The organism is Streptomyces sp. NPDC051582, assembly GCF_040681715.1.
GTDB lineage: Bacteria > Actinomycetota > Actinomycetes > Streptomycetales > Streptomycetaceae > Streptomyces.
Window position 1 is genome coordinate 41,044 of sequence record NZ_JBFAZJ010000019.1, and the last position, 25,773, is coordinate 66,816.

Sequence of the window (25,773 nt, forward strand, 5' to 3'; positions counted from 1 at the left end):
GCATGGATCCGGGCCCTTCCGCCGTGACAGGCCCTAACTCCCGTCCGGCCGGAGCTCGATGCGGTCCGGGGCCAGGTCGACCGCCACGCGGTGCTCCATGCCCAGGGCCGCCAGGAACTTCTGGGGGAGCTGGACGCGCCCGGAGCGGTCCAGGACCACGTACTCGCGTTCGCTGACCGATTCCTCGCCGTGCTCGTCGGTGACCAGACTGCGCAGGACCTCGCTGCTGGTGCGGCCGTCGCGGATCGCCACCGTGCGGCGGACCTCGCCCGCCACCATCGGGTCGTGCGTCACGATGACCACCGTCACGCCGAGCTCCTTGTTCACCGTGCGGAAGGTCTCGAAGACCGCCGCGGCCGTCTCCGAGTCCAGTTCGCCCGTGGGCTCGTCGGCCAGCAGCACCTTGGGATCGTTCGCCATCGCCACGGCGATCGCGACGCGCTGCTGCTGCCCGCCGGACAGTTGCGCCGGGTGCCGGTGGGCCAGGTCGCCGATCCCCAGGGCGTCCAGGACCTCCGCGACCCGGGCGGCGTGGCGCGCGCCCGCGCCGCGACGGGAGCCGCCGCCCTTCAGCTGCATCGGCAGCGCCACGTTCTGGGCGGCCGTCAGGAACGGCAGCAGGTTGCGGGCCGTCTGCTGGAAGACGAAACCGACCGCTTCACGCCGGTACCGCAGCCGGTCCCGCGCCGACAGTTCCAGCAGGTCGTACCCGGCGACCGCCGCACTGCCCGCCGTCGGGACGTCCAGGCCCGCCAGGATGTTCAGGAGGGTGGACTTGCCGCTGCCCGAGGCGCCGACGAGGGCCACCAGGTCGCCCTGGGCGACGGTCAGCTCCAACCCCTGGAGGGCCTGTACCTCGATGCCGTCCGTGCTGAAGATCCGGACCAGGCGGTCGCAGGCGATCGCGGCGTCCACCGCGCCGGTGCGGGGCTCCGCGGCGGCCGTCGCCCTGCGGCGCAGTTCCTCGTACGTCGGCTGCTCGGTGTTCAACGCTGGTCTCCCGCTCTCAACTCGGTGGTGATCTGCCGTCGCCCGGATGTCGCCGCTTCGACGAGCACGGCCGCGGCGACCAGGGCGGCGAGGCCCACGGCGGGTGTGAGTACGGGCCCCGCGGTGAGCCGTACACCGGTCGGCACGCTCGCGCCGACCAGCGTGGACAGGTCCATCGCCGGGCCCAGCAACGCCACCGCGGCCGCCGCCACCAGAGCCCCGCCCAGTGCCGCGGCCAGCGTTTGCGGCAGGGCCTCGGCAAGGATCAGTGCCACGCCCTGCCGGCGGCGCAGCCCCATGGTGCGCAGCCGGGCCAGCAGCGCCGCACGTTCGGGGACGCTTCGCATCAGCGTGAGCAGTACGGCCAGCAGCGCGAAGCCGGCCGCCGCCGCGACGGAGGCCCAGAAGAGGCGTTGTGCCGACCGCTGGAGCGGATCGGCGGCCAGCTCGGCGACGGCTTCCGCGCTGGTGCGCACCGGATACGCCTCGTCGACCGGGAGCGCCTGGGCAGCCGGATACCGGCCCGCGCCGGGCGCCACGGCCGGAGCCGCCGCACCCGCCGCCGGGCGCGTGGCCCGGACCAGCGCGCGCAGCCCGTCCGCGGCCGGGGAGCCGAGGCCGAACCACCGGTTCGGGCGGTCGGCGCCGTGGATCGGGGCCGTCGCGGGGCCCGCCGGCAGGACGACGGTCACGCCGCCCGGACCCGGCTGGGCGGGGGTGCAGTCGATCACGCCGGTGACCCGCGTCCGAAGTTCCCCGCCGCTGCCCGCCCGCAGCACGTACGTGCCCGGCGTCGCCTGCCGCGCCAGGTCGACGCTGAACAGCGCTGGCACCGGGGCATCGGCCGACCCCGCGCCCCCTCCGGCCAGCAGGGCGGGGTCGAAGGCGCCGCAGCCGAGGGTCCGGGAGAGCTCCGCGTAGGCGGCGGGCTCGGCGACGATCAGCGTGACCTGGGTGGTGCCCTGGGCGGTGCCGAGGACGAAGGAGTCGTGGTCGATCCACAGCGGCACGGACGTCCGTACGCCCGGCAGCTCGCCCGCGGCCTTCGCGAGCCCGTCCGGGAGCGGGGAGTTCCCGGGCGCGGAGATCGCCGCGTCGCCCCCGACCGTCAGCCGGACCACCCCCAGCCGGGCCGAGTCCACCGACTGCAGGACGGCGGCCCCGAACCCGCCGGTGGTGATGGCGAGGAGCAGGGCGACCAGCGGCAGGACGGAGGGACCGCCCCGGGCCCGCGCCCCGCTCGCCCCCGAGCCGCGGGCGGCCCGCGCCAGCCCGAGGAAGCCGACGAGCCCGGAACCGCGGCCGGCCGCCCGGGCGAGCCAACCGGTCACGACGGGCTGCAGCCGGGCCAGCAGCAGCCCCCCGCACAGCGCGAGCAGCAGCGGAGCCGCGACCAGCAGGGGGTCCACGTCGCTGCCGGCGGGGGAGACCCCGCGGCGCCGGACCTCCAGCACGGCGGCGCCCGCGGCGGTGAGCACGAGCAGCTCGCCGACGGGCCTGCGCCACCGCGCGGCCGGGCGCGGCGGGGCCAGCAGGACGGCCGCCCGTACCGGGAAGGCCAGCAGCGCCAGCAGGGTGACGGCCGCGGCGCAGAGCAGAGCGGGTGCGAGCCGGGGTGTGGGCAGCAGCAGTACGGCCAGTGCGGCGGCGGCCGCGGCTGCCGGGAGCACCGTGACGGCGCCCTCCCCGAGGAGACGCCCGACGATGCCGGCCCGCGAGCCGCCCCGCGCCAGCAGCAGCCGTAGCTCGGCGTCCCGGCGGTCCGAGGCGAGCGCACCGGCCAGGCACAGTACGACGAAGGCGACCCCGCCGACCCCGGCGGGTCCGATCGCGGCGAGCGGCGCCGCGGCCTGTCTGCGCGCGCGGGCCTGCTCGAACAGCTCGGACAGCCTCGAAGTGGTCCGCAGCAGATCGCGGTTGCTCTCACGGGCGAGCGTGGCGGCCGTGGGCCCCGCGACGTACGAGGCGACCTCCCTGGCCGTGGCATCGAGCCGGTCGGCCCGCAGCCGGCCGATGTCCACCGGAAGCCGCCAGAAGTCCACGGCGGTGCGGCCCCAGCTGTCCAACCGGTCGAGGTCCCCGGCTCCGACGAAGGCGTCGACGTCCCAGGAGAGGTTCTCCCCGGTGTAGTGCTCACAGGCGCGGGCGAGGCACCCCAGGTCGGCCCAGAAGTCCTCGGTCTCGTCGGGGACCGTGTACAGACCGACGACCTCGACGGAGGGCGTGCCGTGGAGCTGGGGCGCGCTCGTCAGGACCGACCCGAGGCGGGCGCCGAGCGTCTCGGCAGCGCGCTTCGAGAGCGCGATCTGCAGGGGCCGCGCGGACCCGGCGGGGTCCTGCGTGCCCTGCGGGGGTGCGCCCCCGGAGGCATCGGCGGGTGTGCCGCCCGGCCAGCGCCCCTCCACCAGCCGCACGTGCGCCTCCGCCTGCCGGACGTACAGCAGGGCCATGTTCGGCGGGAAGCCGGACGGGCGGGACAGTTCCGGATTCACCAGCGGCTGCCGCTTGACGGTCCGGCTGCCGTGGACCACCGCGTCCGCGTCGATGGGCAGGCTGCCGCCGGTACGCGCGAGCAGGTCCTTCAGCGTTCCGTCCAGGACGAGGTTGCTCTGCCCGGCCTCCGGGGGCGGCGCGGTCGCCAGGAGGCTGGTGTCGCTCGGCCCGCTGTGCCGGAGGAAGGACCTCAGGGCCTGGTCGGCGCCCCGGTCCTGGGCCCGTGGCAGCGCGGCGGCCAGCAGGACGGCGACGAACGCCAGCGCGGCGCCCAGCACGGTGGCCAGCGGCGCCGCCCGCAGCCGGGTCCTGATCCACGGCGCGGGCCGTGGCCCGGACCGCGGGGCGGCGGCGGACGGCGGGGGAACGGTCGGCGGCGGGGTGGTCACATCTCCTCCACGGGGCGCAGCCGGGCGGCGATGTCGCGGCCCCGGGGGCCGCTGAACGCGGCCGACAACAGGGGAACGGCCGCGATCGCGGCGGCCGTCAGCAGGGTCTGCCAGAACGGCATGTCCACCCGTACGGGCGGGAAAGGCAGTTGTGCGGCGGGCGTCAGCACCATCAGGGGCGCCATCAGGTGGACGAGGACGACACCCAGCCCGGTCCCGACCGCGGTCCCGAGGGCGATCAGCACCCCGCCCTCGGCGGCGGATGCCCCGGCGAGCGACCGGCGGGGCGTGCCGAGTGCCAGCAGGACGGAGAACTCCCGGCCCCGCACCCGCCGTTCGGCGGCGGTGGACGTCGCGAAGCCGATGGCCGCCAGAACTGCGCAGGCGACGGCGAGGGCGGCCAGCGCGCTCTGCGGCCCGGCGCTCAGCGGGTCGTCCAGCAGGCCCGCGGTGATCTCTTCGCGGAGCTGGACGCGCTCGGTCCTGGCCCCCTCGCGCAGCGCGGCCGCCGCGCGCGCCGGGACCGGGTCGGCGGCCGAGGCGGCGGGCAGCCACCACTCGGTGGGCGGGGTCGGCTGCTGACCGGAGGACTCCAGCAGGAAGCGGCCGAGGGTGCGCAGGTCGACGGCGAGCGCCGTCCGTCCGACCACGGGGAGGGCGTCCACGGCGGCGGTGATCCGCACCGGGACGGTCGCGCCGTCCAGCGTGATGCGGACCGTATCGCCCACCGAGGCGCCGAGGGACCGCAGGTAGTGCGTGGTGGCGACGGCCGGGACGGAGGCGGCAAGCGGCGCGGCCGGCGCCGGGAACAGCAGGGCGTGCACCCCCTTCTCGGTGCCGAACCCGCCTTGGTAGCGCAGCCGCAGCAGGTCCGTGGAACCCGCCGGGACCGGGGAGACGACGGCGGCCTGCGCGGAGCGGGGCTCCTGCGGGGGCGCCGCTTGCCAGCCCCCGGTACCGCCCGGGCCGGGCGCGGAGGGCGCGGCGGGCACGGTGACCGGTACGGCGGCCCCGTCCGCGGCGTCGGAGACGGCGATCCGGCGCAGGGCCAGTTCGCAGCCGTCGCCCGCGGGGCCGCCGTCCCCGGCGTACGCGAGGCGTATCCCCGCCAGCGTCAGCGGCGCCGCCGCCGAACCGACCGGAGCGTCGGTCAGGGTGTCGAGGTCGAACGGGAGGGTGGCGTCGCCGCTGGTGGGCAGCCTGACGGTCGCCGTCCCGTGGGTCGCCCCGAACCGGTCGCGCAGCAGCAGGCTCACGGTGGCCCAGCTCGTACCGGCGGTCCGCACCGTCACGTCGAGGTCGATCCGGCGGGGCGAGCCGGGCAGGGCGATGCCCGGGCCGTCCGCGGGGCTTCCGGCCGGTCCCGTGGCAGCGGCGGCTCCCGTGGCAGCGGCGGCGAGCGGGGTGAACAGCTCGCGCATTCCTTGGCCGCCACGCAGATCGGCTCGTAGCGGCACCCGTTCGCCCGCCTTGGCGGCGTCCAGTGCCACGACGTCGCCGACGCCCCCGCCCGGCAGCTGCTGCTCCTCGCGGACCACCGGGATCAGCCGGTCCCCGCCCGGCAGCGCCCCGTAGCGTCCGCCCTGCCCGATCGGGGACATGCTGCTCCCGGAGATCCGCAGGCCGCCGGCGGTCGCGAAGTCGGCCTGGTCGCGCTGGGACGCGGACCAGGCGGTGTGCTGGCCGAGGGCCAGGGTCCCGCTGGAGACGGCGAGGACCAGCAGCAGCACGGGCCCGGCGGCGCGGCCCGGCCTGCGGGCGAGCTGCCAGCCGACGAGGGCCGGGCCGAGGCTCCGGCCGCGCGCCGCCAGCCGCCCCCCGGCCCTCGCCGCGAACGGCAGCAGCCGCAGGACCAGCAGCGTGCCCGCGACCAGGGCGAGGGACGGCGCGGCGACCAGCACGGGGTCCACGCCCAGGCCGCCAGCCGTGGAACCGCCGGGCGCGGGGGCGTCCGCACCCCGGTAGTACGACAGCTGCTCGTAGCCGAGGACCGCGAGGGCCACCACGGCCAGGTCCAGGCCGGAGCGGGCGGCGCCCCTCACCACGGCCTGCCTGCTGCCGGCGCGGCGCAGCACGGCGGCCGAGGCACCGCGCAGGACGGAGGGCAGGGTCGTCAGCAGGACACAGGCCAGGGCGCAGCCGGCCGCGACCGGCCAGACCAGCCAGGTGTCCGGGATCTCCAGGTGGACCCGCCCGAGCGGTCCCACCCGGCCGAACAGGTGCAGCAGGGGCGGCGTGAGCAGCGGTGCGAGGACGGCCGCGGGCAGCGCGAGCAGCAGCGACTCGGCCGCGCCCAGCGCGCCGAGGCGTCGGCGGGAGGCGCCGCGCGCGGTGAGCAGGACGCGCTCCGGTTCTTGACGGGCCGTCATGATGTGGGAGACGAGGAGCAGTGCGGCGGCCGAGAGGACGGCGAGCTGGAGCGCGCCCGCCAGCAGCGCGGACCGGGCTACGAGCAGTCCGGAATCCAACTCGGCCAGCAGTTCCGGGAGTTCGGTGGAGGTCCGGAGCGAGGCGGAGCGCTGGAGGGAGACCCCTGCGGGGTTCGCGGCGGTCGAGACGGCGTCGGCCTCGGAGGTGCGGATCGTGCTCAGGTCCGGGGTCAGGAGCGTGCCGCGGTACTCCTGGAGGAGGCCGCCCGTCGTGAAGGCGCTGTCGTCCACCATGAGCGGGCCGTAGGTGGTGAAGGCGCTGGCCTGGATCTCCCGGCCGCCGAGCGGGTCGAGCCGCCAGTACCCGGCGTCCGGATCGGCGGCCCGGTACACGCCGGTGACCAGCACGGTCAGCGGAGGGCCGCCGAACCGGTCCTCCAGCCGGACCGGCGCGGGCAGCGCGGACTCGGCCAGACCGAACCGTGCCAGCGCCGCCCGGGGCACGGCCACTTGCGGCGGAGTGCCGCCCCCGATGGCGGCGGTGACCGGCCGCGGCCACTCGCCCGCGAGCAGCCGTACGTGCTCCCGGCCGAGCGCGGCGAGCAGGGTCAGGTCGGCGTCGCGGCCCGAAGCGGCGGCGCCGGGTAGCCCGTACGAACGGCTGAGGGCCACGCTCTCGGAGGCCACCGGAAACCGCCCGAACACCTCGTCCGCGAAGCCCCGTACGGACTCGTCGTCCTTGGCGCGGGAGGAAGCGGGACGGCCGCTGGTGACCACGACGGTGGTCCGGGACCGTTCCGGGCCGGCCAGGGCCCGCCGGAGCCCTTCCTCTCCCACGCCGCGGGTGAACGCCGTCAGCGCGGTCAGGGCTGTCGCGGTGATCAGTACGGTGAGCAGTGCGGCGACAGCGAGCGGCCATCGCCCGCGCAGCCGGCGCACGACGAAGCCGAGCACGTGTGCAGTTCCTCCCCCATCCGGACTTTCGGTACCGGATAGCGGACGATGCTGTCAGATTCAGGTGGTAAGAGGAAGAGACTTGCGTGAATAGCGTGACAGGTGCGCAAATGTGAGCGGAAATGCGCAGTGGCAGAACGCGCGGGAGGCGGGGCCGGGGGCGCCGCGCACACACTCAACGGGGGAGTGCAGATCATGACGGCGAATCCGGAGACCACGGCGACGGTCACCGCACCACGGAAGGACGGCGACACGCCCATCGTGGTCGTGGACGACGTACGCCACAGCTTCGGCAGCGGACCGCAGGCCGTCCACGCCCTGCGCGGCGTCTCCTTCGACATCCGCCGCGGCGAACTCATCGCCCTCAGGGGCCGGTCGGGCTCCGGCAAGACCACCCTGCTGAACCTCGTCGGCGGCCTCGACACCCCGACCGGCGGCCGGATCACCCTCGACGGCACCGACCTGGCCGCCCTCGACGAGCCGGGCCTGCTCGCCCTGCGCCGCGACCGCATCGGCTTCGTATTCCAGTCCTTCGGCCTGATCCCCGTCCTCACCGCCATCGAGAACGTCGGCGTACCGATGCGACTGCGCCGCATCCCCGCCAAGGAGCGCGAGGAGCGCGCCCGCACCCTGCTCGCCCTGGTAGGCCTCGCGGATCACGCCGAGCAACGCCCCGGCGAACTCTCCGGCGGCCAGCAGCAACGCGTCGCGGTGGCCCGCGCCCTGGCGAACGACCCCGACCTGATCATCGCGGACGAACCCACGGGTCAGCTCGACCTGGAGACCGGCCGGTCGATCATGGAACTACTGCGCGCGGTGGTCCGCAGCAAGGCCGTCACCATCCTCGTCGCCACCCACGACCCCAACCTGATCGAACTCGCCGACCGCGTGGTGGAACTGCGCGACGGCCGCATCGTCACTCCCGACGCGGACGCGTAGGACGTCCGGGCGGGGGCGCGTACCCGAACCCGGCCCGCATCCCGTGTCATCTGCCGCCGCTGACCCGGTGGCGCCCGCCCGCGACGTGCTCGTCGTGCCACCCCGGAACCGTCGTGGTCCCGCCCTCCCAGTCCCGGCGGAGCACCGCGTATCCGACCGCGTCATGAACCACCCCGTCAGCCCCCGGCCACGAGGGCATCACCCTCGGACACGACGAAGCGCCGGCAGCTGATCCCGGTCGCCGGGTCGGTGTCCACCGAACCACTGCGCCGGCACCAGGTCGCCCGGGAGACCATGCGGGACGACCATCCGTACGACGAGCTGACGGCATGAACCCCGGGGCGATCCGAGGCGTGAACGGCTAATCGGTTGATCGCGCACGGGGCTGCGCGGAACACTGTCGCGGTGCCGTGCCTGTCATACCACCGCCTCGGGAGTGTCCTCCATTGTCAGATCTCGTGTTAGGGCTGCCGCCGGGATACCGAGCTCGCCCGATGACCTCTGACGACACCGCTGATGTCCATCGCTTGGTCTCGGCCTGCGAGCGCGAGCTCTTCGGGCGGGGGCACACCGATCTCGGCCGCATCGCCGCGGACTTCGCCAGACCTGGCCTGATCCCGGAGTCGGATACCCGGCTGATCCATGACCGGTCGGGGCGATTGGTCGCCCGGGCCTGGGTGAATCGGCGCTGTGAGGTGGACGTCCACCCCGAGCACCGGGGCCGTGGCCTGGGCAGTGCGCTCCTGACCTGGGCCGAGGCCCGGGCCAGGCGGGCGAGCAGTGCACGCATCGTCCAGACCATCCCGGACGGCAACACGAACGCTGTCGCGCTGCTGCGCTCGCGCGCATACGAACCGATGGTGACCGAGTGGCTGCTGGAGTTCCCCATGACGGAGGAGCCAGCCGTGCCCGAGCCGCCTGCGGGCATCACGGTCCGATCGTTCCGGGTCGGCGACGAGCACGACGCACACCAGCTCGTCGAGGACGCGTTCGACGAATGGCAGCAACGGCGCATGAGCTACCAGGAGTGGGCCCGGCACACCGTCGAACGTCCCACTTTCGCACCCGCAATGTCAGCGCTGGCGTTCGCCGACGGGCAACTGGTGGGCGCTGTGCTCTCCCTGGACCTCCCGGACACCGACGATGGTTACATCGAGCAGGTCGCCGTGCGCCGCGACCACCGCAACCGGGGCATCGCCCGCCTCCTGCTCCTCAACGCATTCCGCGCCTCCTATCAGCAGGGGCGCAAGACCTGCACCCTGGGGACGCACTCGGACACCGGCGCGTTGAACCTGTACCTGCGTGCCGGGATGGCAGTCCGGCACAGCTCCACGGTCTTCCGAAAAGATCTGTGAGATGAGGCGTCACCCTCTCCCCGAGATCACGGGTGCTGAGGTCTGTAGGACCGCTCATGCCGTTGCCGCGAGCCCGTTCCAGACAGTGGTCGGGGGCGGTGAGCTTTCCCTTGGCCTTGGTGCGGCTGACCTGGAGTCGTTGGACTTCGCCGAGCCAACCGTTCGTCCGCGCTTCTGCCATGCGTTCGTGAGGTTGCGGATGACTCGATCAACCGGGGCCGCTGCCCGGGGGGAAACCCGTAGCATCGGGCAGCGCAGGCACGAGTGCTCGTGCTGGCACGGGGTTCCGTAGGGGCGTGCGCAGTCGCCGAGTTCCAGCTTGCGTGTGGAAGCGTTCCTGGAACGGGCCGGCTTTGTTTACGAGTTCCGGCTCTGGTCCACTTCTTGTGGAGGCTCACGGACAGTGATGTCGGTGACGTCCGCCCGGCGGAACCCGCCGCCTGTGGGGTGAGGGTGCAGACGGGGCTGGGGAGGGTGAGGGATGGCGTCCTACCCGTTCAGCCGGGCGAACAGGATGTTCCGTATGCACTGCCACAAGGAGCGAACGTGACTGCTGACCCCGGTATGAGCCCACACACCGTGCGGGCCAGAGTGACCTTCCTTCCTTCCTTCCTTCCAGCCCTCTGCCGGGGGGCGGGCCACACCGGCGATGAGCGGGATTCGGCCGATCCTTCGGCTCGGCGAAGTCCTGACCTCGTGCGTCGTGCGGTCGGCCGAGGGTATCGAGTCGTTCCAGCCGCAACGCCCTTACGACGTCGACATCGAGATCGTCTTCTGGCACGAGTACGGGAACATGTTCAGTCCGGAGGCTCCCGTGCGGTTGTACGACGGCTCACGACTGATCGCGACCGGCGAGTACCTTCTCCCTGGTGAAGACTGACGTCGCAGCCGGCGTTGCTTCGTCGAACCGCAGCGCCGTTTCGGTGAAGCAGCCATCGATCACCTGCGGTCTGTACTGCAGCATCTTGAGCTTGCGCTTGACCGCGCGGGTGATCAGGTGGAGGCGGGCGTTGTCCCACGCCAGCACAATCGGGTCGAGCTTGGCGAACCGGATCCGCGAGGGTGTCCAGCGGCGCCGCCATCACCCGCCACTGACGGGTCCCAGCCGCTTGACGGTGGCCATGGCGGCTCGCGGCCGGAACCCCGGGCGTCACCAGGCGACAGGAAGGGCGGCCGGTTTGGTGAAGTGGGGGTCCACCGCCCAGGGGATTTCGTGCGGCGAGATGGCCAGGAAGAGGGTGGGGAAGCGGGTGAAGAGAGCCTGATAGGCGGTCTGCAGGAACATGCGGGTCAAGGAGGCGCCGAGGCAGAAGTGCGGGCCGGCGCCGAAGGTGGCGGTGGCATCGGTGCGGCGCATGATGTTGAACGCGGACGGGTTGGGGTAGTGCGCGGGGTCCATGGTCGCCCCGAGCATCGGCGTGCAGACGCCCTCGCCCTTGCGGATGGTGACGCCGTGCAGGGTAACGTCCTCGGTGGCGACCCTGGGCAGGCCGAGGACGCCGTTGTGGTGGTAGCGGAGGATCTCCTCGACGGCTTTGGGCCACAGCTGAGGTGTGGCCAGGACCTGGCTCAGCTGGCGTTGGTGGACCAGCATGGTGATCACACCGGTTCCCAGCGGGGAGACCAGTGGTTCCGATCCGGTGACGAAGAGGTAGGCGGTGGTGCCCTGCAATTCGTCCTCGGAGATGACGCCGTCCTTCTGTGCCTCGATGAGTGCACCGATCGGGCCGTCGTCACCGCCGTGCCGGCGTTTGCTGTCGATCACTTCGGCAGTGAAGTTGCGGATCACGGCGGTGGCGGCGGCGACGTCTTCGGGCGTGGCCTGGAGACTGGTCTGGGTGGCGAAGTGGGAGTGGTTGGCTTCGCGTAGTTCCGCGGGGACCTGGAGGATGTCGGAGCTGACCCGCAGCGGCAGTGGAGCGGTGTAGGCGGGGATGAGGTCGGTGGGGTTGAGCCCGTCGGACATCTCATCGAGGAGCAAGCGGGCGTGCTGCTCGACCAGGGGGCGGTAGCGCTCCACGCCGGCGGGGTTGTAGAAGCGGGCGATGACGTGCCGCACCCGGGTGTGGTCGGGCGGGTCCAGGTTGAAGATCCCTCCGGCCATCGAGGTGAAGTCCTCGCCGACGAAGCGCGGCGCGCCGGGGTCGAGCAGGTCGCGGGAGAAGCGGGTGTCGGTCAGGACCTGGGCGATGTATTTCTTCCGGGTGACCATCCAGACCTGCGCCCCGGAGGGGAGCTGGACGGGGCAGACGGGCGCATGCTTGCGGGCCCATTCCAGCACCGGCGGCGCCGTGCCCAGCGGGCCGGGGTCGAACGGGTAGGACAGTGGCAAGGCTGGGTCCGTGGGATGGACGGTCACGGCTGCTCTCCCTGGATGGTCACGATGGCGTGGCCCTGGCCTGCGGCCGGCCGCAGAGCGGTGGCCTGATCGCTGGTCAGGATGTCGACGAGTTCCATGCGGCGGTGGTAGACGAACACGGAGGTGTCGGCGGCGAAGATCGCCGGACTGCTGGTGACCAGGGGGACTTCCGCCAGGACGTAACCGACGGCCAGGTCGACCTGCTCCTCGCTGGGCGGGGCTTGCCGGGTGCCCCCGCCGCGGGCGTGGTGGATCGCGGCGGCGGTCACCTGCCGGCAGGCGCGGCGTACGACCGGGTCGCGGTCGTAGGCCGTGCGGGCCTGCTGGAGTGCGGCCAGATAGGGGGAGCGGTTGTGCAGTTGGGTCCACACGTTGACGTGGTGCTCGGGGTGTTCGATACCGCACCGCTCCAGGGCGCGCAGGGCGGCGTTGCGCAGGCGGTGAACGGAGCGGCGGGCGTGGCGCACGGCTTCCGGTGCGTCGAAACCGGCGGCGACGAGCGTGTGGGCGGCCTCGTAGCCGGGCAGGACGACGTCAACCTTCTTGAAGCCGTCGCTGGCCCAGGCCACCAGGGTCTCGACCGTGCGCGGCTTGTAGTAGCCGTTCATCGGGGAGAGGCCGAGCAGGACGTGGTCCGCGCGCTTCACCAGCTGTTCACTGGTTGCGGAGAGTGGCCGCACTGTGATGTCGGGATTCACGCTCACCACCGCCCCCCGGCATCGGTGCTGTCCGCGCGGGGGCCCGCGATGGCGTCGATGATCAGTGCGTGTGGGGTGGCGAGATAGGGGTGCCAGTACTTGGCACCGTAGGCGGCGAGGCCTTCGTCGGAGACGTCCGGATGGTGCCAGGAGATGGCGGAGAACCCGGCCTGACGCAGGGCTTGTTCGTGGGCATCGGCTGACCAGCAGAAGAAGTCCACGTCGATGACGTGGTCGTCCACGCGCGCGCTCAGGTGGCCGGGGCTTCCCTCGCGCTGCGGGTCCCGGGCGAGCAGCGTCATCCCGTAGCGTCGGTACCAATTCGGCTGGGTGGAGAAGTGGGGGTTGAGCGTCATCACCAGGAAACGGCCCCCTTCCGGACGCAGCGCATGGCGGGCTGTCTCGCAGATGTCGAGAAGTGCTTGGCGGGTCGGCATGTACGGCAGCACGTACATCGCGGTGACCACGTCGAACCCACCCGCCAGGGCCGGGATCGGCGATCTCGCGTCCCCCACCACGTACGTCACGCGCGGCACCAGCTGGCGCCGTGCGCACGCGATCATCGCCTGTGACTCGTCCACCCCCACGACCCGCGCCGCGCCCTGCGCGCTGAGCCGGCGGGCGTACCACCCGGTACCGCAGCCGAGGTCCAGCACCGAGCGGCCCTTCACATCCCCGATGGCCTTTAAGAAGCTGTGCGCTTCAACGTGCTGTCGAAACGGCATCTGTTCCATTGACCGTTCATACGCATGGCGTGTGGAGTCAAACTGACTTACCATCACATTCCTTTCCCATTGGGATTTGCCGCGCTCGGCTTTAGCCTTGGTGGCGGCACGCTCCGCGATCCATGCCGCGCTGGACGTCGTCGCAGAGCCCTGCCGACCAGACGGCCTCATCGACGCAACCGACCTTGGATCTCTGGCACTCCTCGGTAACCCGGACGAAATCCGCAGCCTGGCCGGACCGAGAAGACTCCCGGTGTGCAGCCAGACGGCGCGTGGCCCCGCGTCCCTTCCGGAAGGTGACAACCGGGCATGGGCATCGCCGGGGGAGGAGCAGCTGGCCCTGCTCGCAGGCACCGGCGGGGTGGCTCGAAGCCCGCGGATGGCCATAGCCGGGCGGTGAACTGGGGCGGGGTGTGAGCGCAGCGGGCACCAGCTCGTGTGCTGGCACCGCGGGACGCCCATGTCGGCGCCGATCCGTCGGAGGCGATCGCGAGCTACCTGCTGCCCCCGACCGACTTCTGTGCGAACGTAAGCCCCAGCCTGCCGGGGCAGTAGGTGCGGCCGCAGTCGAAGCCGTGCCCGGCCCAGCCCTACGCGCCCCCGGAGAACCCGAGGCGGTCCCCACCGCGATCGGCGCCAGGATCAACTTTCCCGCGCAGTACGCTGCGGCGCCCTGTCGCCGGATGGTCCGGGGCGGCTGCCCGTTGGCAGAGGGAGAATGTCCGCGGTGGTCGCTCCAGAGCAGGCCGGGCTGGAGGCAGCCGCATCCGGGAGAGGGGCGGGCCAAAGCTCTCGGTCTCCACAGGGCACGAACGGCCGCAGCCGTCAGGGCCGGACCTGTGCTGGGCCATCGCCGGCATCGTGCGGTCGCCAGCTCCAGGGTGCTGTCGGGCATGACTGAACCCTTTCCGTCGAGGTTCGCAAGTCCGGACCGGCGGCCCTGCACGTCGTGTGGGGCCGACGGGTGCCGTGCATCCGCACCGAATGCGCGGGTTCGGTGCCGGAACACCTGTGGTCGCGCTGGCACAGGAATACCGGGCGAAGAACCTTGCGGCCCACGCCCAAGGCCATGGGCTGCAGTGCCGGACGGGGGCCTTGGGCCTGCGATCAAGACAACATCGCTCCAAGACGCGGCGACAAGCACACCCGCATGACTAAAGGGAACCTTACTTCCAACAGCAAATCTGCCCATATACGGCTACTCATGGCATTTCCCGGTCCTGACGGGGGCCTGCTGTCAGCTCGACCACAATCGGCGTGACCCTGGACCAGTAAGATCACCAGGAGCATGTGCTTCGTCCGCGCGACTCACCCGGGGCGAACGGCACCAAGAATCCGATCGTGTCCACACTTACCGCCGTGGCGTTCTCATGCGCCCGACATCTCGGAAATCTGATGATTACCGACGGTAATGACGCATGTGAGTAGGGAGATGTATAAGAAACCGGCCGCACCGAGCAACGTGCCCCACCCGTTGCAGGCCGCCAGAGACGATCTCGGGCTCACTCAACTTGAGTACGCCCGCCGGATAGCTGCAGAGCAGGGACTCGCGCCAGGGACAGTCAGGTCCGGCAGGAACGTGGCGCGCTGGGAGACCGGCACCAACCCGGAGCCTCCGGTGAAGATGGCCATCGCCCGGCTCCACTGCATCAGCCCGGAGGCGGTTCAACAGTACGGGTGGCCGCACTTCCTCACACTGCGGGGCAATGCCGTTCTCGGCGCCCCATGGACGGCTAAGGGCAGCCTGGATGCACTGGGCTCCTTGCGTTGGACGGCCGCTCCCGCCACTCGCCACCCCAACGTCACGGGCCAAATTCTCGCCGGCTTCCTGCACCAGGCGACCACCGCCGTCGCCGCGGCACCTCTCCCCGTGGCTGGCCGCACCGAATCGGCCGACGCCGACTTGATCGAAGCCCGCGCGAGCGATGTAGCGGCATTCTGGCTCACCGGTGATCCGCTGACCGCCTACCAGTTCGCCCGCGCCGAGCTGGATTTGATCACCACGCTCCTCGGTGAACCCCGCGGTCACCCGGCCTGGTCCCGCCTACTCCTGGCCGCGGCCCATCACGCCGACCTCTGCGCTGTGATCACAGGCATCCTCGGGGACTACGCAGCGGCCGAGAGATACTCCATGCTCGCTGTGCGCACCGCCGCGAGTGCGGGATCCGTCCCGCACACCGCCTTCACCATGGCCGAACTGGCTGCCGGGCACGCTCGCGGCAAGGACCCCCGCGATGCGTTCGTCGTGAATGCGGCGACGCGTAGTGTCATCCCGCGCCCCGCGCCGCGCCTGTCAGCGGTCTTGTCTGCCAATGAGGCCCAGGCGCAAGCGCGCCTGGGTAACACCAACGCCACCCTTCGGGCACTGGACAGCGCAGCCGGCGCCTTGACAGCGGGAACGGGCGACGGCCCCCTGTGGTGCGTCGTCGACGAGCAGTGGCTCTCCCACAGTCGCGGAGAGGCGATGTATGCGCTCGGGCTGCACAGCAAGGCGCTGGAGCACTTCGATCACTTACTCAAGGACGCACCGAGCCCACCCTTCACCACCCAGCCGCCCCTGTACACCGCCCTCGCGCTCCAGTTGGCCACCCGCGTGCAGCTGCAACTCGGCGAGATCGACGCAGCCGTCCACACGGCGCGCCGGACCGCGGCTTTGTTCCATCGGATGCCCTCCGGCCTAGCCCAGCGGGAACGGCGAATGTTCGAGCCCCACCGCCGAGTACCCAGCGTCCGCGAATTTCTCGAATTCCACGCCGAGGCGACCGGAGTATGAACGCGCTCAGCCCCACCCTCAAAACGCCCCAGAAGCCACCCGAATAGCCGCCTCGACAACCGCTCCAGAAACGCCCTCACCCCTGCTCCGGGCCGGCCGCCCGTCTGCCGTCCTGGGCGGCATCGTGCCCGCACCACCGCACGCGGCAGAGGCACCAAGTAGGGCTCCGGAAGACTTGTTACCCTTCTCGGGCCTGGTTCTACGCGCGTTACCCAGAAGGTGGAGCATCCGCCATGGCAAAGCATCCGCTGCAAGTCCTGCGGGAGGCTCTCGGGCTGAGTGAGGCGGGCCACGCACGGCTGCTGGCCGGCACCTACCAAGCCCTCGGCCACGGCGTCCTGAGCACGTGGCAGGCCAGGGCCGCGATCCGCGGAACGGAGAGAGACGAGCCCGAACGTTCCGTCCAGCTCGCCATCGCCCACATCCACCACATGGGCCCGGAAGAAGTGGACCAGTACGGCTGGCCGCACTTCCTCCTCCTCGCCACCGGCGACATCACACCCCCCACGGCACCGTGGCCCCCCGCCTACACGACCGCTTCCCTGCGCACCATCCCGTACACGGCGGCCTTCTCCCCGCCCACCCTCACCGGCGCGGCCCTCACCGCCTTCGTCCGCCAGACCCGCGCCACGCTGGCCGCCGCCCCCAGCCTGCGGTCCCACTCCGGCCGCCCGATCGGCCCTGACACGGTCTCCGCCCTGGAGTCCCGCGCCGCTGCCCTCCGAGACATGTCCCGCCGCCTCAGCCCCGCCGCCCTGCTCGCCTTTGCCCGTACCGACCTAAGCCTCGTCACCACCGTCCTCAACGACAACGCCGACGACCCCGCCGCCCGTGCCCGGCTCTTCCTCGCCGCCTCAAAAATCGCCCAACGGTGCGGGCACGTCCACTGCGACCTTGGCGATGCGGCCCAGGCGGAGCGCTACCTCCTGTCCGCGGTCCGGGCCAGTGCGAGCGCCGGCGCGCCCGTGACCGCCGCAGCCTGCCTCTCCGACCTGGCAGTGGTGCACACCGACGACGGAGACCCCCGCGACGCGCTGAACCTCACCAAGGCCGCTCGGTCCCTCGCACCAACGCCCCCGCCCCGGCTCGCGACCGTGCTCCACGCCCGGGAAGCGCGCGCCCACGCCCGCCTGCGCAATGCAACCGCCAGCCTCCAAGCCCTGGACCGCGCCGCCGACACCATGACCAGCGACGCCGACAACGAATCTCCCTGGTCCTTTGTCAGCGAGGAATGGCTCTCCGAGGTCACGGGCAAGATCTGGCTCCACCTCGGCCACCCCCGCAAGGCCTTGGAAAACCTCCTGCCCCTTCTCGACTTCAACGAGTCACGCCCCTCCCGGCAACCCTCCTGCGTGGCAGACCTCCTGACGCAGACCGCCAGCGCATACCTGGCCCTCGACGAAGTCGAGAGCGCCCTCCAGAGCGCCCACCGCACCGCCGACCTATTGCACCAGATACCCGCGAGCCTCGCCTTTCGCTACCGACGGCAGTTCCACCACCACCGCACCGCACCCGCCGTACGCGAGCTCCTCGACCGACTGGATCCGCACGGCAGCCAATGAGCTGCCCTTGGACACCGCCATCGCACCCAACGCCGTCACCTCGGACGAGTACGGCAACGGCACCGGCCCTGTGCAGAACGCCCGCTACGCATGGCTGGGCACCGAGCAGCGTTCCTCCGTCGAGGTCAGCGACCTGTCACTCATGGGCGCACGCCTGTACTCACCCTCGCAGGGTCGCTTCATGTCGACCGACCCCATCCCCGGCGGCAATGCCAACGCCTACGAGTACTGCCACGCCGATCCGGTCAACTGCACTGACCTCAGCGGAATGTGGTCCTACAGCACCTGGTCACGCTGGTGGTCGCCGTACAAGCAGATCGTGATCTATCTGAACAAGTACGAGACCCGATGGGCAGCCGCCGGATCCGGCTCCGCGGGACAGCTCTTGGGAGTCATTGAGAAGTGGCTGCCCGGCCCGTGGAAGATCCTGGCCGGTTACATGCGACTCTACGTCTGGTACATCGCATCGGTAGCCAGTTACGCATCCGTCCGAGGGCGTTGCCTGCGCATTCATGCCTGGATGGCGGGAGGCTTCTACGGAGCTCCTTCGGCATGGTCGGGGTATTGCTGACAATGACCAAAATGAAGCCGTCAACCGGTCAAAAGATGGCCTTTGTTGGTGAACTCGCGTTCTCGGCGGTTCTTGCCGCCCTTGCTGTTCTTTTCCTGCAGCAGCGAGACTGGCTGGGCTACGTCCCTCTCATGGGATGCCTGTCCTTCCTCGCTGACGCCCTTCGGAGGAGAAGCAGCTGGAAGCACCAGTGACATCCTGAATAGTCACACGCTGCTCAGACTATGCAGCTGAACGGTGCGGGGCCGGCCCAGAAATCATGGGTCGGCCCCTTCCCGTTCCTGGGGAGCCGATCCCGCTTGGTGGCGTTCTTTGCTTTCGCCCTGCCCTGCGCCGCTGATCCCACCCGCCCGTGCATGACGAGGCTGTGCGTGCGAGTTCTACCAACCCGGCCGACGTCCAGAAGACCCTCCCCACCTGCTCGGCACCGCCAGACGAAGCCAGGTCTGACGTTCTCGGGGGCGCGGGAGACCGTGACGTCCTACGCGTAAAGCTGGTGCGCCCCCGTCCGCTGGCGGAGCCCAGTGGTCAGCTCACACCACCCGCCCCGAACGGGGCGTGGCTCCAGGACGAATCAGGTGATCGGCTGTGCAGAGTCGTCGATGAGCTCGGCGAGCTGGAGCATCAGCCCGTAAGTGGCCATGCGTCCGTGGATGCGGATGAAGTAGGACCGATTCGAACACTGGTAGATCTCTCGGCGGCGCACCTTCCCGACGTTGTGCTCGTACGCACGTGCCGCGGCCAGCAAGGCCGTCTCCGCTTCCTCCGTGCTGCCGTCGAGCTCGGTGACGATTTGGGCATCCCGCTTCACCTCGCTGACACCATCGACGGGTATGGCCAGCACGATCCATCGGGACATTCAGCGATCCGTTCTTCGTGGCGCCGCCGTCGCGACGCGCACCGCGCCAGTGTGTCAGGGGCACTGCCATGGTCAAGCGTTCCCTACGAAAAGGGGAACAGGGCCCAACCCCTAAGGGCTTCTGATGGCCCATCCTAAGGGCTCGCAGAGAATCAAGGTGTTGCTTCCCGTGGTTCTACTCGGTGGTGTGGTACGCGCATATCTGGCGAGGTCTGCGCTGTTGGCTCTGGTCGAGCCCGACGTCCGCGGGGATCCGATGTCGCCACTGCGTTGGACGACGAAGCCGACCCGCAGACTTGCCGGCGAGCTCACCAGGCAGGGCCACCGTGTCTCGCGAGGGCCGGCAGCATCCCGACCGGGATGCCCAGCGCCGATACATCAACGACCGGGCCCAGGAGCATATGAGTACCGGCGACCCGGTGATCAGCGTGGACACCAAGAAGAGGGAGCTGGTCGGCCACTACAAGAACGGGGGTCCTGAGTGGGAACCCAAGGGGTTCCGGCCCAGGTCAAGACGCACGACTTCCTGGACCGGCAGGGGCCGGGCAAGGCGATTCCGTACGGAATCTACGACGTCGCAGCGAACACCGGCTGGGTCAGCATCGGCACCGATCATGACACCACGGGCTTCGCCGTTGCCTCGTTCTCGTCCTCCTCGTTCTCGCCGAAGAATGAGGAGGCCGGTGCGACGGACACCATCGTGGCGACGCGCCGGTCGTCGTCCTCGTCTGCCGTCGGATCGATGTCGATCGCCGACAGTGACCGGAGGGAGCACACGGCGAAGCCGGCGTGGAATTCCTGGCCGATGTCGGACGGCTCGCTGGTGTATCCGACTGCGTGCAGGTTCCGCTACGACGTCGTCGAGGAACCGGCAGGTCAGCTGTACGTCGGCGAAGTGGACCGGGACGAGCTCGGTCCGGCTGTCGTAACTGAGCTCGACCACCTCCACCGTCTCGGCCTCGCCGTACGTGACGACGAGCATGCATTGCATGGTGCCAGAGCGGTATGACAGGGACGTTCCCGGCCGTATGGGGCGGAGCGCCGGTGGGGCCCGCGTGCGGCTCAGGTCCCGGCGGCCCCGGCGAGGCGGGCCGCGAGGGTGTCCAGGATCAGTTCGAGGCCGTAGTCGAACTCCGCCCCGTACGCGTAGCCGGGCCGGAGCACGTGGTGGGCCGCGAAATCGGCCAGGTGCGGGTAGGCCCCGGCCGGGAAGGCCGCGAGGAAGTCGCCGACGGCGATCTCCACGTCCTGCGGGGCGAAGGGCAGGGCCGCCTCGGTCAGGGCGAAGCCGTACACGTAGCTGTCCAGGAGCGAGTAGGCGTGCCCCGCGAGCGCGTAGGGGAAGCCGGCGCGGCTGAGGATCCCCAGGACGGCGTCGTGGTGGTGCAGGGTGGCCGGGCCGGGGTGGGTGCGCGACTCCATGAGGGCGATGGCCCAGGAGTGCCGTCCGAGGACCGTCCGGGCGCTGTGCGCGCGGTGGCGCAGGGCCGCGCGCCAGTCCGGTTCGTCGAGGGGGAGCTCGATGTCGGCGAAGACGGCGTCGACGATGCCGTCGAGGATCGCCTCTTTGTGGGGCACGTGGTGGTAGAGGGACATCGGTTTCACCCCGAGCCGCTCCGCCACCGCCCTCATGGTGACGGCGGCGACCCCTCCCTCGTCGGCGAGGCCCACGGCGGCCCGAAGGACGCGGTCGCGGCTGAGGGGTGCGTGCTCGGGCACCTCTTTCTCCGTCCTGCTCCGTACTGGGTTGACCGGACGGCCCAGGGTACCGTACTAAGTAAGTCGTACTAAGTACGGCAGTGGGCCGGGCGAGTAAGACGGGATGACGCAGATGGACAGCTCGACGATGAAGGCGGTCGTTCAGACCGGGTACGGGGCTCCCGAGGTGCTGCGCCTCACGGAGGTGGCACGGCCGACCCCCGGTGCCGGGCAGGTGCTCCTGCGGGTCCGGGCGGCCGGCATCGACCGGGGCACCTGGCACCTGATGGCCGGCTACCCCTATGCGGTGCGCGCAGCCCTGGGACTGAGACGGCCCCGCAATCCGCTGACCGGGCTGGACGTGGCGGGCACGGTGGCCGCGCTCGGCCCCGGGGTGACCGGGTTCGCCGTGGGCGACGAGGTGTTCGGAACCGCCCGCGGGGCGTTCGCCGAGTACGTGGTGGCGCGCGCCGACCGGCTGGCGCCCAAGCCCGAGCGGCTGGGGTACCCGGAGGCGGGCGCGCTCGCGGTGTCCGGCCTCACCGCGCTCCAGGCGCTGCGCGGCGCCGGGAGGGTCCGGGCCGGCCAACGGGTGCTGGTCACCGGGGCGTCGGGCGGTGTGGGCACGTACGTCGTGCAGCTTGCCAAGGCCTTCGGGGCCGAGGTCACCGGGGTGTGCGGGCCGACCAAGGCGGACCTGGTGCGCTCCATGGGCGCGGACTACGTGCTCGACTACACGCGCGAGGAGCTCACCGCCGGGGGCCTCGGCTACGACGTGGTGGTGGACATCGCGGGCGGCACCCCGCTGGCTCTGCTGCGCCGGATACTGGCGCCGCGCGGCACGCTCGTCATCGTGGGCGGCGAGGACTGCGGCGACTGGGTGGGCATGGGCCGCCAGTTCCACGCGGTCGTGCGCTCGCCCTTCACCCGGCAGCGGCTGACGATGCTGGCCAGCCGCCAGAACCGTGCGGGGCTGGACGAACTGGCCTCGCTCGTCGACGCCGGCCAGGTCGGCCCCGCCGTGTCCGCGACCTTCCCGCTCGACCAGGTCCCGCAGGCGTTGGAGATGCTGATGGCGGGCGCTGCCCGGGGCAAGATCGTCATTACGGTCTGACGGCTCTGGTGGGGGCGGTGGGGCCCCGGCTCCGCTTCGGGGGTCGGGTGAGTGGGGGCGGGATGTCGCCCCGGGTTACCCCGAACAAGGAGCCGCGGCAGCCCACCAGGCCCTCGACGACGCCGCCCGCATCGACTCCACCCTCGTCACGTCCCGGCTCAACACACTCCTGCACGCCGCCCGCCCGTACGAGACCACCGAGGTCGACGACGTACGCGCCAAGGCGCGAGAGCTCACAGCCGCACGCCCGACCGCCATCGCAGCCTGACCTGAGAGCATCGAGCACACGGGCAAGCACCGCCGACCCGGCCCCCCGAACCAGCCCTCCCGCGCCGTCCCCCGCATCGACGCGGCCGACCCCCTCGCCCCGCGCCCGGGCACGGGGAAGGCCCGGACGGTGTCCTCGTCCCCGCCGGTGATGTCCGGGAACACCAGGCCGGGCTCCGCGATGTGCTGCTCGTCGAACGGCTTCACGAGCCCTGCGACGGCGGTGGACCCGGACCGGTTCGCCGGCGACCCCGGAGCCACTCCCGCGAGGGCCCCCGGCGCAAGGTCGGCAGCTCTGTCGAGGTGCGGCCCCCTCGGGGGAATCGGTCCCTGTGCACCCGGCCGGGCGCGAACGGGTGAGGCAGCAGAGCCGCTCGCCGGCCCGTGACATGCCCAGAGCCGAGCCCGCGGTATTGGTCAGCCAGGACCAGCATGCGAAGGCGGCACACGCCCGGTGGATGCGGCATCCACTACGACCAGTGGAGCGAACTGAGCGCGGAGGAAACACTTATGGTCCGCGCCTGGGACCGCCCGCCGAGCAGGGTCTGGTCAAGAGGGTCCGGGATCCGCTCCAAGCGTCACGAGTAGGGCTCGTCACCGTCGCCTCAGCCCTGCTCCGGGTGGGGTCTCGGGACGGCGTCTTCCGGCACGCTGTGCGCGGACCTTGCTCACGTACCCCACCATCATGGTTACCGGGAGTCCGGCGCCCAGGAGGAGGGCGAAGCCCACCGGGATCGCCCCCGTCCACACCGACGGTGAGACGTACGCGGTGCCGCCCGCCAGCCGTGCACGTAACGGATAGACGCTGACATCCTCCTCCTCGACGTCGACCTCGTACGACGATCCGCCGCCGTCCGGCGTGAAGGAGGCCGAGCAGTACGACGCGCTTCCCGATGAGGTGCCGGTGTTGTTGTACGTCCGGCATCTGCTTTCAGAAATGGTTCCGGACTTGCCCCACAGCGCCGCCCGCGCCTCTCCGGTGAAGCCAATCAGCACTAGGCAGGCCAGAATCAACCCGGCAAGGCAGGCCAGCGTCGGCCTCAGTCTGAGCCTGACGTCCTTCTGATTCCGCCGCTTGTTCGTAACGTCTTCGCCCCCGCTCATTCTCTCCCCCTCGGATCGCCGATCGACCTCCAGGGTGTCCGGTCCGCATCACCCCCGGAAGCCCCTGTGCACATCACGGCCTCTGACCAGTCCGCACAGCGAAGAGCTGCTGGAGCCTGCACGACAAGGTCGATGACGACGCACGCGATGCCCTCCGCCGCGTCCAGTTCGGCCTGCGCCCAGTTGCGCAGGGTGGCCACCAGGACCCGACGGAGGGCCTCCAGGGCGAACATCTCCGTGGTCGGCTCGCCGGCATCCGGGCCGGGCAGGGCGGTGACGGGGACGACGATCCGCTCGACGACGTCGCCGAGCAGCACCGTGCCCTTTACCGCCCCGTACATCCTGGCCTTGGGCTTCTGGATGCCACGCTCTCTTCTGGTTGCCCAAACTCGGCACCTGGATCGAGGTGAAGGGGCCTGGCACACCCCAGGTCGCAGTCGTGCACCGCGCCGTCCTGATCAGCCGTGGCGATCTGCCGGGGTGACCACGACCGTGGCCCCCCGGGCCCACGGTCATAGCTGAGGCGTGAGGACCGTCAGGCGCAGCAGGGCGGCCAGGGCCAGGCCGGCAGGGATGGCGTACCACCAGCGGCGCAGCCATTCGGCCTTCACGAAGACCCACGTGAGCAAGGCCGCCGCGATGGAGAAGGCGAGTCCGAGGCCGGCCGCGAACTCGCTGTTGCTGACGGCCTGGCTGTCCCAGGGGCCGTCGGGCTCGACCTGAATTCGGTGCCGGGGATCGGCCGGCGGCGAACCGTACACGGCATCCGGGCCCGGCAGAGGCGGGGCCGCAGGGGTGAAGGGCGCCACACGGGCGGGCGGGGCTGGTGCACGCAGTCCGCGTGCGTGGGACGGTGCGGTCGGGGTACGGCCACAACTGCCCGGTCGTTGCCTGGCATTGCCGCGGGTAGGCCGCTGGGTTGCGGCGGTCAGGTCGGTGTCCGCGGCTGCGGGCCCGTGGACGTGAGGAGTTGCTGGTGGCGCGGGATGTTGATGTGCTGGTGGTGGGTGCGGGGGTGGTGGGCCGGTCACTGGCGTTCGCGCTGGCCGCCGCGGAGCCGTCGGTTCGGGTGGTGCTGGCCGGCGACACCTGCACAGCCGGTCCCGGTGGGGTTGGGGGTGGGGGTGCGTCTGGTGCGGCGGGGGCGATGCTCGGCGTGCTGGGCGAGGTCACCGACCTCGGGATGCGGACCCGTTACGGGCGACTGCGTATCGAACTGGCTGCCGCGGCCGCGCGGCGGTGGCCGGCCTGGCGCGATCAGGTCCGCGCCCGCGCCGGCACCAGCGCGCCGGAGCAGGACGGGTACGGCGTCGGCACGTTCATGATCTTGAACGCGGTCTCCTCCCGCCTCGACGATGCCTCCTTCACCGCCGTCGCCCGGGCGGCGGCCGAGCACAACCTTGCCTGCCACGACACCACTGCGGCGGACATCCCCGGATACCGGCCGCTCGACAACGACCGCGCGCTGCGCGCCTGGTACCTGCCCGACGAGCAGTTCCTGGACGCCCGGGCCTGGCTCGCGACCCTGGACGCCGCCCTGACCGCCCTGCCCCAGGTGACCCGCACCCCGGCCGGCACGCTCACCGGAGCCCCGGGCAGCGGCTACCTCCTCACCACCGGGGCAGGCGTCTTCCGCGCTCCGCGCGCGATCGTCGCGGCCGGCTCCTGGACCACGCCGATCCTTCAATCCCTCGATCCCGACCTGCCCGTCGTCCCCGTCCTCACCGCGGCCGGCACCTCCGTGACCGTCACCGGTCCCGAGGCGTGGCCGGCGGTGGTCCGTACCCCCAACCGGGCCTACGCGTGCGGCCTGCACGCCGTCCCCCAGGCCGACGGCACCCTCTACCTCGGCGCCAGCGCCCACCCCGCCCTGACCCCCACCAGCAGGCCGACCGCAGGGGCGCTGCGCTTCCTCCTCGACGCCGCGCTCTGCCAACTCGACCACCGCCTAGCCGGCGCCTCCCTCATCGCCACCCACCACGGCAACCGGCCCCTGTCCCTGGACGGCCAACCCGTCATCGGCCCCACCCCCAGACAAGGCCTGTGGGTGGCATCGGGCACGCACCGCGACGGCCTGCACGCCTCCCCCCTGATCGCCACCCACCTCGCCGCAGCCCTCCTCGCACCCGTGAACCCGCCGCCTCGGCTACCGGACCGATTGGCCGCGTTCACGCCCTGCCGCGCGCTGATCGCCGATCTCACGGCCAAGGAGGCGGCCGCGGAAGCCGCCGCCCATCACGCGGCCCTTGCCGCGGAGGCCCGGATGCGGCCACCCCTGACCGGCTCCTGGCCCCAGGCCCTCACGGACGCCTACGCCGCCCGGATGGAGAACGCGTACGCGGCCATGCCCGAGGGCTACGTGCCGCCCCCCGACCTCGCCCCGCTCGCCTACGAGGAAACCGGACCGGCCCTCGCCGAAATCGCCGCCGACCACATGGCGCGCCACGACCGAGCCGGAGTGTGACCAGAGGGCGGTGATCACCGTCGTCTCCGCCCCGGGTCGTGGTCGTACAGGCCAGCGGGGAGGTGAACCCGGACGACGACAAGGAGTCGG

21 protein-coding genes and 1 pseudogene are annotated in these 25,773 nt (G+C 71.6%); 9 read left to right on the forward strand and 13 right to left on the reverse strand.

Annotated elements, in window-relative coordinates; all coding sequences use genetic code 11:
- Positions 1–33: 33 nt before the first annotated feature.
- Genes AB0M92_RS23930 through AB0M92_RS23940 form a run of 3 tightly spaced genes read right to left on the reverse strand, consistent with a single transcriptional unit; the run spans position 34 to position 7,195 of the window.
- Positions 34–990: an ABC transporter ATP-binding protein gene (locus AB0M92_RS23930; RefSeq protein WP_366104311.1), complete on the reverse strand. Its 957-nt coding sequence runs from the start codon at positions 988–990 to the stop codon at positions 34–36.
- Entirely contained in the window at positions 987–3,872 is a 2,886-nt protein-coding gene (locus tag AB0M92_RS23935; protein WP_366104312.1) for an FtsX-like permease family protein, read from the reverse strand. The genes AB0M92_RS23930 and AB0M92_RS23935 overlap by 4 nt, the downstream gene beginning before the upstream one ends.
- The gene (locus AB0M92_RS23940) at positions 3,869–7,195 is read right to left on the reverse strand and encodes an ABC transporter permease (protein ID WP_366104313.1); all 3,327 of its coding nucleotides are present in this window, start codon (positions 7,193–7,195) and stop codon (positions 3,869–3,871) included. The genes AB0M92_RS23935 and AB0M92_RS23940 overlap by 4 nt, the downstream gene beginning before the upstream one ends.
- 195 nt (positions 7,196–7,390) lie before the next feature.
- Here AB0M92_RS23940 and AB0M92_RS23945 point away from each other — a divergent pair, with 195 nt between their 5' ends.
- Positions 7,391–8,134 (forward strand): ABC transporter ATP-binding protein, encoded by a 744-nt coding sequence (locus AB0M92_RS23945; RefSeq protein WP_366104314.1) that lies wholly within the window; start codon positions 7,391–7,393, stop codon positions 8,132–8,134.
- Between the two features lie 494 nt (positions 8,135–8,628).
- A complete protein-coding gene (locus AB0M92_RS23950) occupies positions 8,629–9,489 on the forward strand; it encodes a GNAT family N-acetyltransferase (RefSeq protein WP_366104315.1) in 861 nt (286 codons plus the stop codon).
- An 832-nt stretch (positions 9,490–10,321) separates the two neighbouring features.
- On the opposite strand, the gene AB0M92_RS23955 is transcribed toward AB0M92_RS23950, so the two are convergent.
- From AB0M92_RS23955 to AB0M92_RS23970, 4 genes are all read right to left on the reverse strand, one after another.
- Positions 10,322–10,516 carry a hypothetical protein gene (locus AB0M92_RS23955; protein ID WP_366104316.1) on the reverse strand — a complete coding sequence of 65 codons (195 nt, stop codon included), beginning with the start codon at positions 10,514–10,516 and terminating at the stop codon, positions 10,322–10,324.
- Between the two features lie 123 nt (positions 10,517–10,639).
- Positions 10,640–11,848 carry a cytochrome P450 gene (locus tag AB0M92_RS23960; protein WP_366104317.1) on the reverse strand — a complete coding sequence of 403 codons (1,209 nt, stop codon included), beginning with the start codon at positions 11,846–11,848 and terminating at the stop codon, positions 10,640–10,642.
- The gene (locus tag AB0M92_RS23965; RefSeq protein WP_366104318.1) at positions 11,845–12,555 is read right to left on the reverse strand and encodes a tRNA-dependent cyclodipeptide synthase; all 711 of its coding nucleotides are present in this window, start codon (positions 12,553–12,555) and stop codon (positions 11,845–11,847) included. Before AB0M92_RS23965 ends, AB0M92_RS23960 begins: the two co-directional genes overlap by 4 nt.
- Positions 12,549–13,733: a class I SAM-dependent methyltransferase gene (locus AB0M92_RS23970; protein WP_366104319.1), complete on the reverse strand. Its 1,185-nt coding sequence runs from the start codon at positions 13,731–13,733 to the stop codon at positions 12,549–12,551. Before AB0M92_RS23970 ends, AB0M92_RS23965 begins: the two co-directional genes overlap by 7 nt.
- Before the next feature lie 1,156 nt (positions 13,734–14,889).
- Between AB0M92_RS23970 and AB0M92_RS23975 the strand changes: the two genes are divergently transcribed.
- From AB0M92_RS23975 to AB0M92_RS23990, 4 genes are all read left to right on the forward strand, one after another.
- Positions 14,890–16,044 (forward strand): hypothetical protein, encoded by a 1,155-nt coding sequence (locus tag AB0M92_RS23975; protein WP_366104320.1) that lies wholly within the window; start codon positions 14,890–14,892, stop codon positions 16,042–16,044.
- 233 nt (positions 16,045–16,277) lie between these two features.
- On the forward strand, positions 16,278–17,606 hold the full coding sequence (locus tag AB0M92_RS23980; RefSeq protein WP_366104321.1) for a hypothetical protein: 1,329 nt from the start codon (positions 16,278–16,280) through the stop codon (positions 17,604–17,606).
- 7 nt (positions 17,607–17,613) lie between these two features.
- Complete coding sequence (locus tag AB0M92_RS23985; RefSeq protein WP_366104322.1) at positions 17,614–18,177, forward strand: RHS repeat-associated core domain-containing protein; 564 nt, start codon at positions 17,614–17,616, stop codon at positions 18,175–18,177.
- Positions 18,178–18,188: 11 nt separating this feature from the next.
- Positions 18,189–18,371 (forward strand): hypothetical protein, encoded by a 183-nt coding sequence (locus AB0M92_RS23990; RefSeq protein ID WP_366104323.1) that lies wholly within the window; start codon positions 18,189–18,191, stop codon positions 18,369–18,371.
- A 380-nt stretch (positions 18,372–18,751) separates the two neighbouring features.
- On the opposite strand, the gene AB0M92_RS23995 is transcribed toward AB0M92_RS23990, so the two are convergent.
- A complete protein-coding gene (locus tag AB0M92_RS23995) occupies positions 18,752–19,036 on the reverse strand; it encodes a hypothetical protein (RefSeq protein WP_366104324.1) in 285 nt (94 codons plus the stop codon).
- A 211-nt stretch (positions 19,037–19,247) separates the two neighbouring features.
- On the opposite strand from AB0M92_RS23995, the pseudogene AB0M92_RS24000 reads away from it, so the two are divergent.
- Positions 19,248–19,679, forward strand: a pseudogene (locus AB0M92_RS24000) (ISAzo13 family transposase); the annotation flags it as partial.
- A 419-nt stretch (positions 19,680–20,098) separates the two neighbouring features.
- Here the strand turns inward: AB0M92_RS24000 and AB0M92_RS24005 are convergent.
- Positions 20,099–20,755 (reverse strand): TetR/AcrR family transcriptional regulator, encoded by a 657-nt coding sequence (locus AB0M92_RS24005; protein ID WP_366104325.1) that lies wholly within the window; start codon positions 20,753–20,755, stop codon positions 20,099–20,101.
- A 112-nt stretch (positions 20,756–20,867) separates the two neighbouring features.
- Here AB0M92_RS24005 and AB0M92_RS24010 point away from each other — a divergent pair, with 112 nt between their 5' ends.
- Entirely contained in the window at positions 20,868–21,848 is a 981-nt protein-coding gene (locus tag AB0M92_RS24010) for an NAD(P)-dependent alcohol dehydrogenase (RefSeq protein WP_366104326.1), read from the forward strand.
- 75 nt (positions 21,849–21,923) lie between these two features.
- On the opposite strand, the gene AB0M92_RS24015 is transcribed toward AB0M92_RS24010, so the two are convergent.
- The 4 genes from AB0M92_RS24015 to AB0M92_RS24030 form a co-directional block, all read right to left on the reverse strand.
- A complete protein-coding gene (locus AB0M92_RS24015) occupies positions 21,924–22,376 on the reverse strand; it encodes a DUF6207 family protein (RefSeq protein ID WP_366104327.1) in 453 nt (150 codons plus the stop codon).
- 333 nt (positions 22,377–22,709) lie between these two features.
- Positions 22,710–23,219: a hypothetical protein gene (locus AB0M92_RS24020; RefSeq protein WP_366104328.1), complete on the reverse strand. Its 510-nt coding sequence runs from the start codon at positions 23,217–23,219 to the stop codon at positions 22,710–22,712.
- Entirely contained in the window at positions 23,216–23,560 is a 345-nt protein-coding gene (locus tag AB0M92_RS24025; protein WP_366104329.1) for a hypothetical protein, read from the reverse strand. Before AB0M92_RS24025 ends, AB0M92_RS24020 begins: the two co-directional genes overlap by 4 nt.
- Before the next feature lie 171 nt (positions 23,561–23,731).
- Positions 23,732–23,980 (reverse strand): hypothetical protein, encoded by a 249-nt coding sequence (locus AB0M92_RS24030; protein WP_366104330.1) that lies wholly within the window; start codon positions 23,978–23,980, stop codon positions 23,732–23,734.
- A gap of 215 nt (positions 23,981–24,195) precedes the next feature.
- On the opposite strand from AB0M92_RS24030, the gene AB0M92_RS24035 reads away from it, so the two are divergent.
- Complete coding sequence (locus AB0M92_RS24035) at positions 24,196–25,683, forward strand: FAD-dependent oxidoreductase (RefSeq protein WP_366104331.1); 1,488 nt, start codon at positions 24,196–24,198, stop codon at positions 25,681–25,683.
- Positions 25,684–25,773 lie beyond the last annotated feature (90 nt).

Coding starts and splice junctions, on each gene's coding strand:
- AB0M92_RS23945 (WP_366104314.1), top strand. CDS start 7,391: ATGACGGCGAATCCGGAGACCACGGCGACGGTCACCGCACCACGGAAG.
- AB0M92_RS23950 (WP_366104315.1), top strand. CDS start 8,629: ATGACCTCTGACGACACCGCTGATGTCCATCGCTTGGTCTCGGCCTGC.
- AB0M92_RS23970 (WP_366104319.1), bottom strand. CDS start 13,733: ATGGGCGTCCCGCGGTGCCAGCACACGAGCTGGTGCCCGCTGCGCTCA.
- AB0M92_RS23980 (WP_366104321.1), top strand. CDS start 16,278: ATGGCAAAGCATCCGCTGCAAGTCCTGCGGGAGGCTCTCGGGCTGAGT.
- AB0M92_RS23990 (WP_366104323.1), top strand. CDS start 18,189: ATGAAGCCGTCAACCGGTCAAAAGATGGCCTTTGTTGGTGAACTCGCG.
- AB0M92_RS23995 (WP_366104324.1), bottom strand. CDS start 19,036: ATGTCCCGATGGATCGTGCTGGCCATACCCGTCGATGGTGTCAGCGAG.
- AB0M92_RS24010 (WP_366104326.1), top strand. CDS start 20,868: ATGGACAGCTCGACGATGAAGGCGGTCGTTCAGACCGGGTACGGGGCT.
- AB0M92_RS24020 (WP_366104328.1), bottom strand. CDS start 23,219: ATGAGCGGGGGCGAAGACGTTACGAACAAGCGGCGGAATCAGAAGGAC.
- AB0M92_RS24025 (WP_366104329.1), bottom strand. CDS start 23,560: ATGTACGGGGCGGTAAAGGGCACGGTGCTGCTCGGCGACGTCGTCGAG.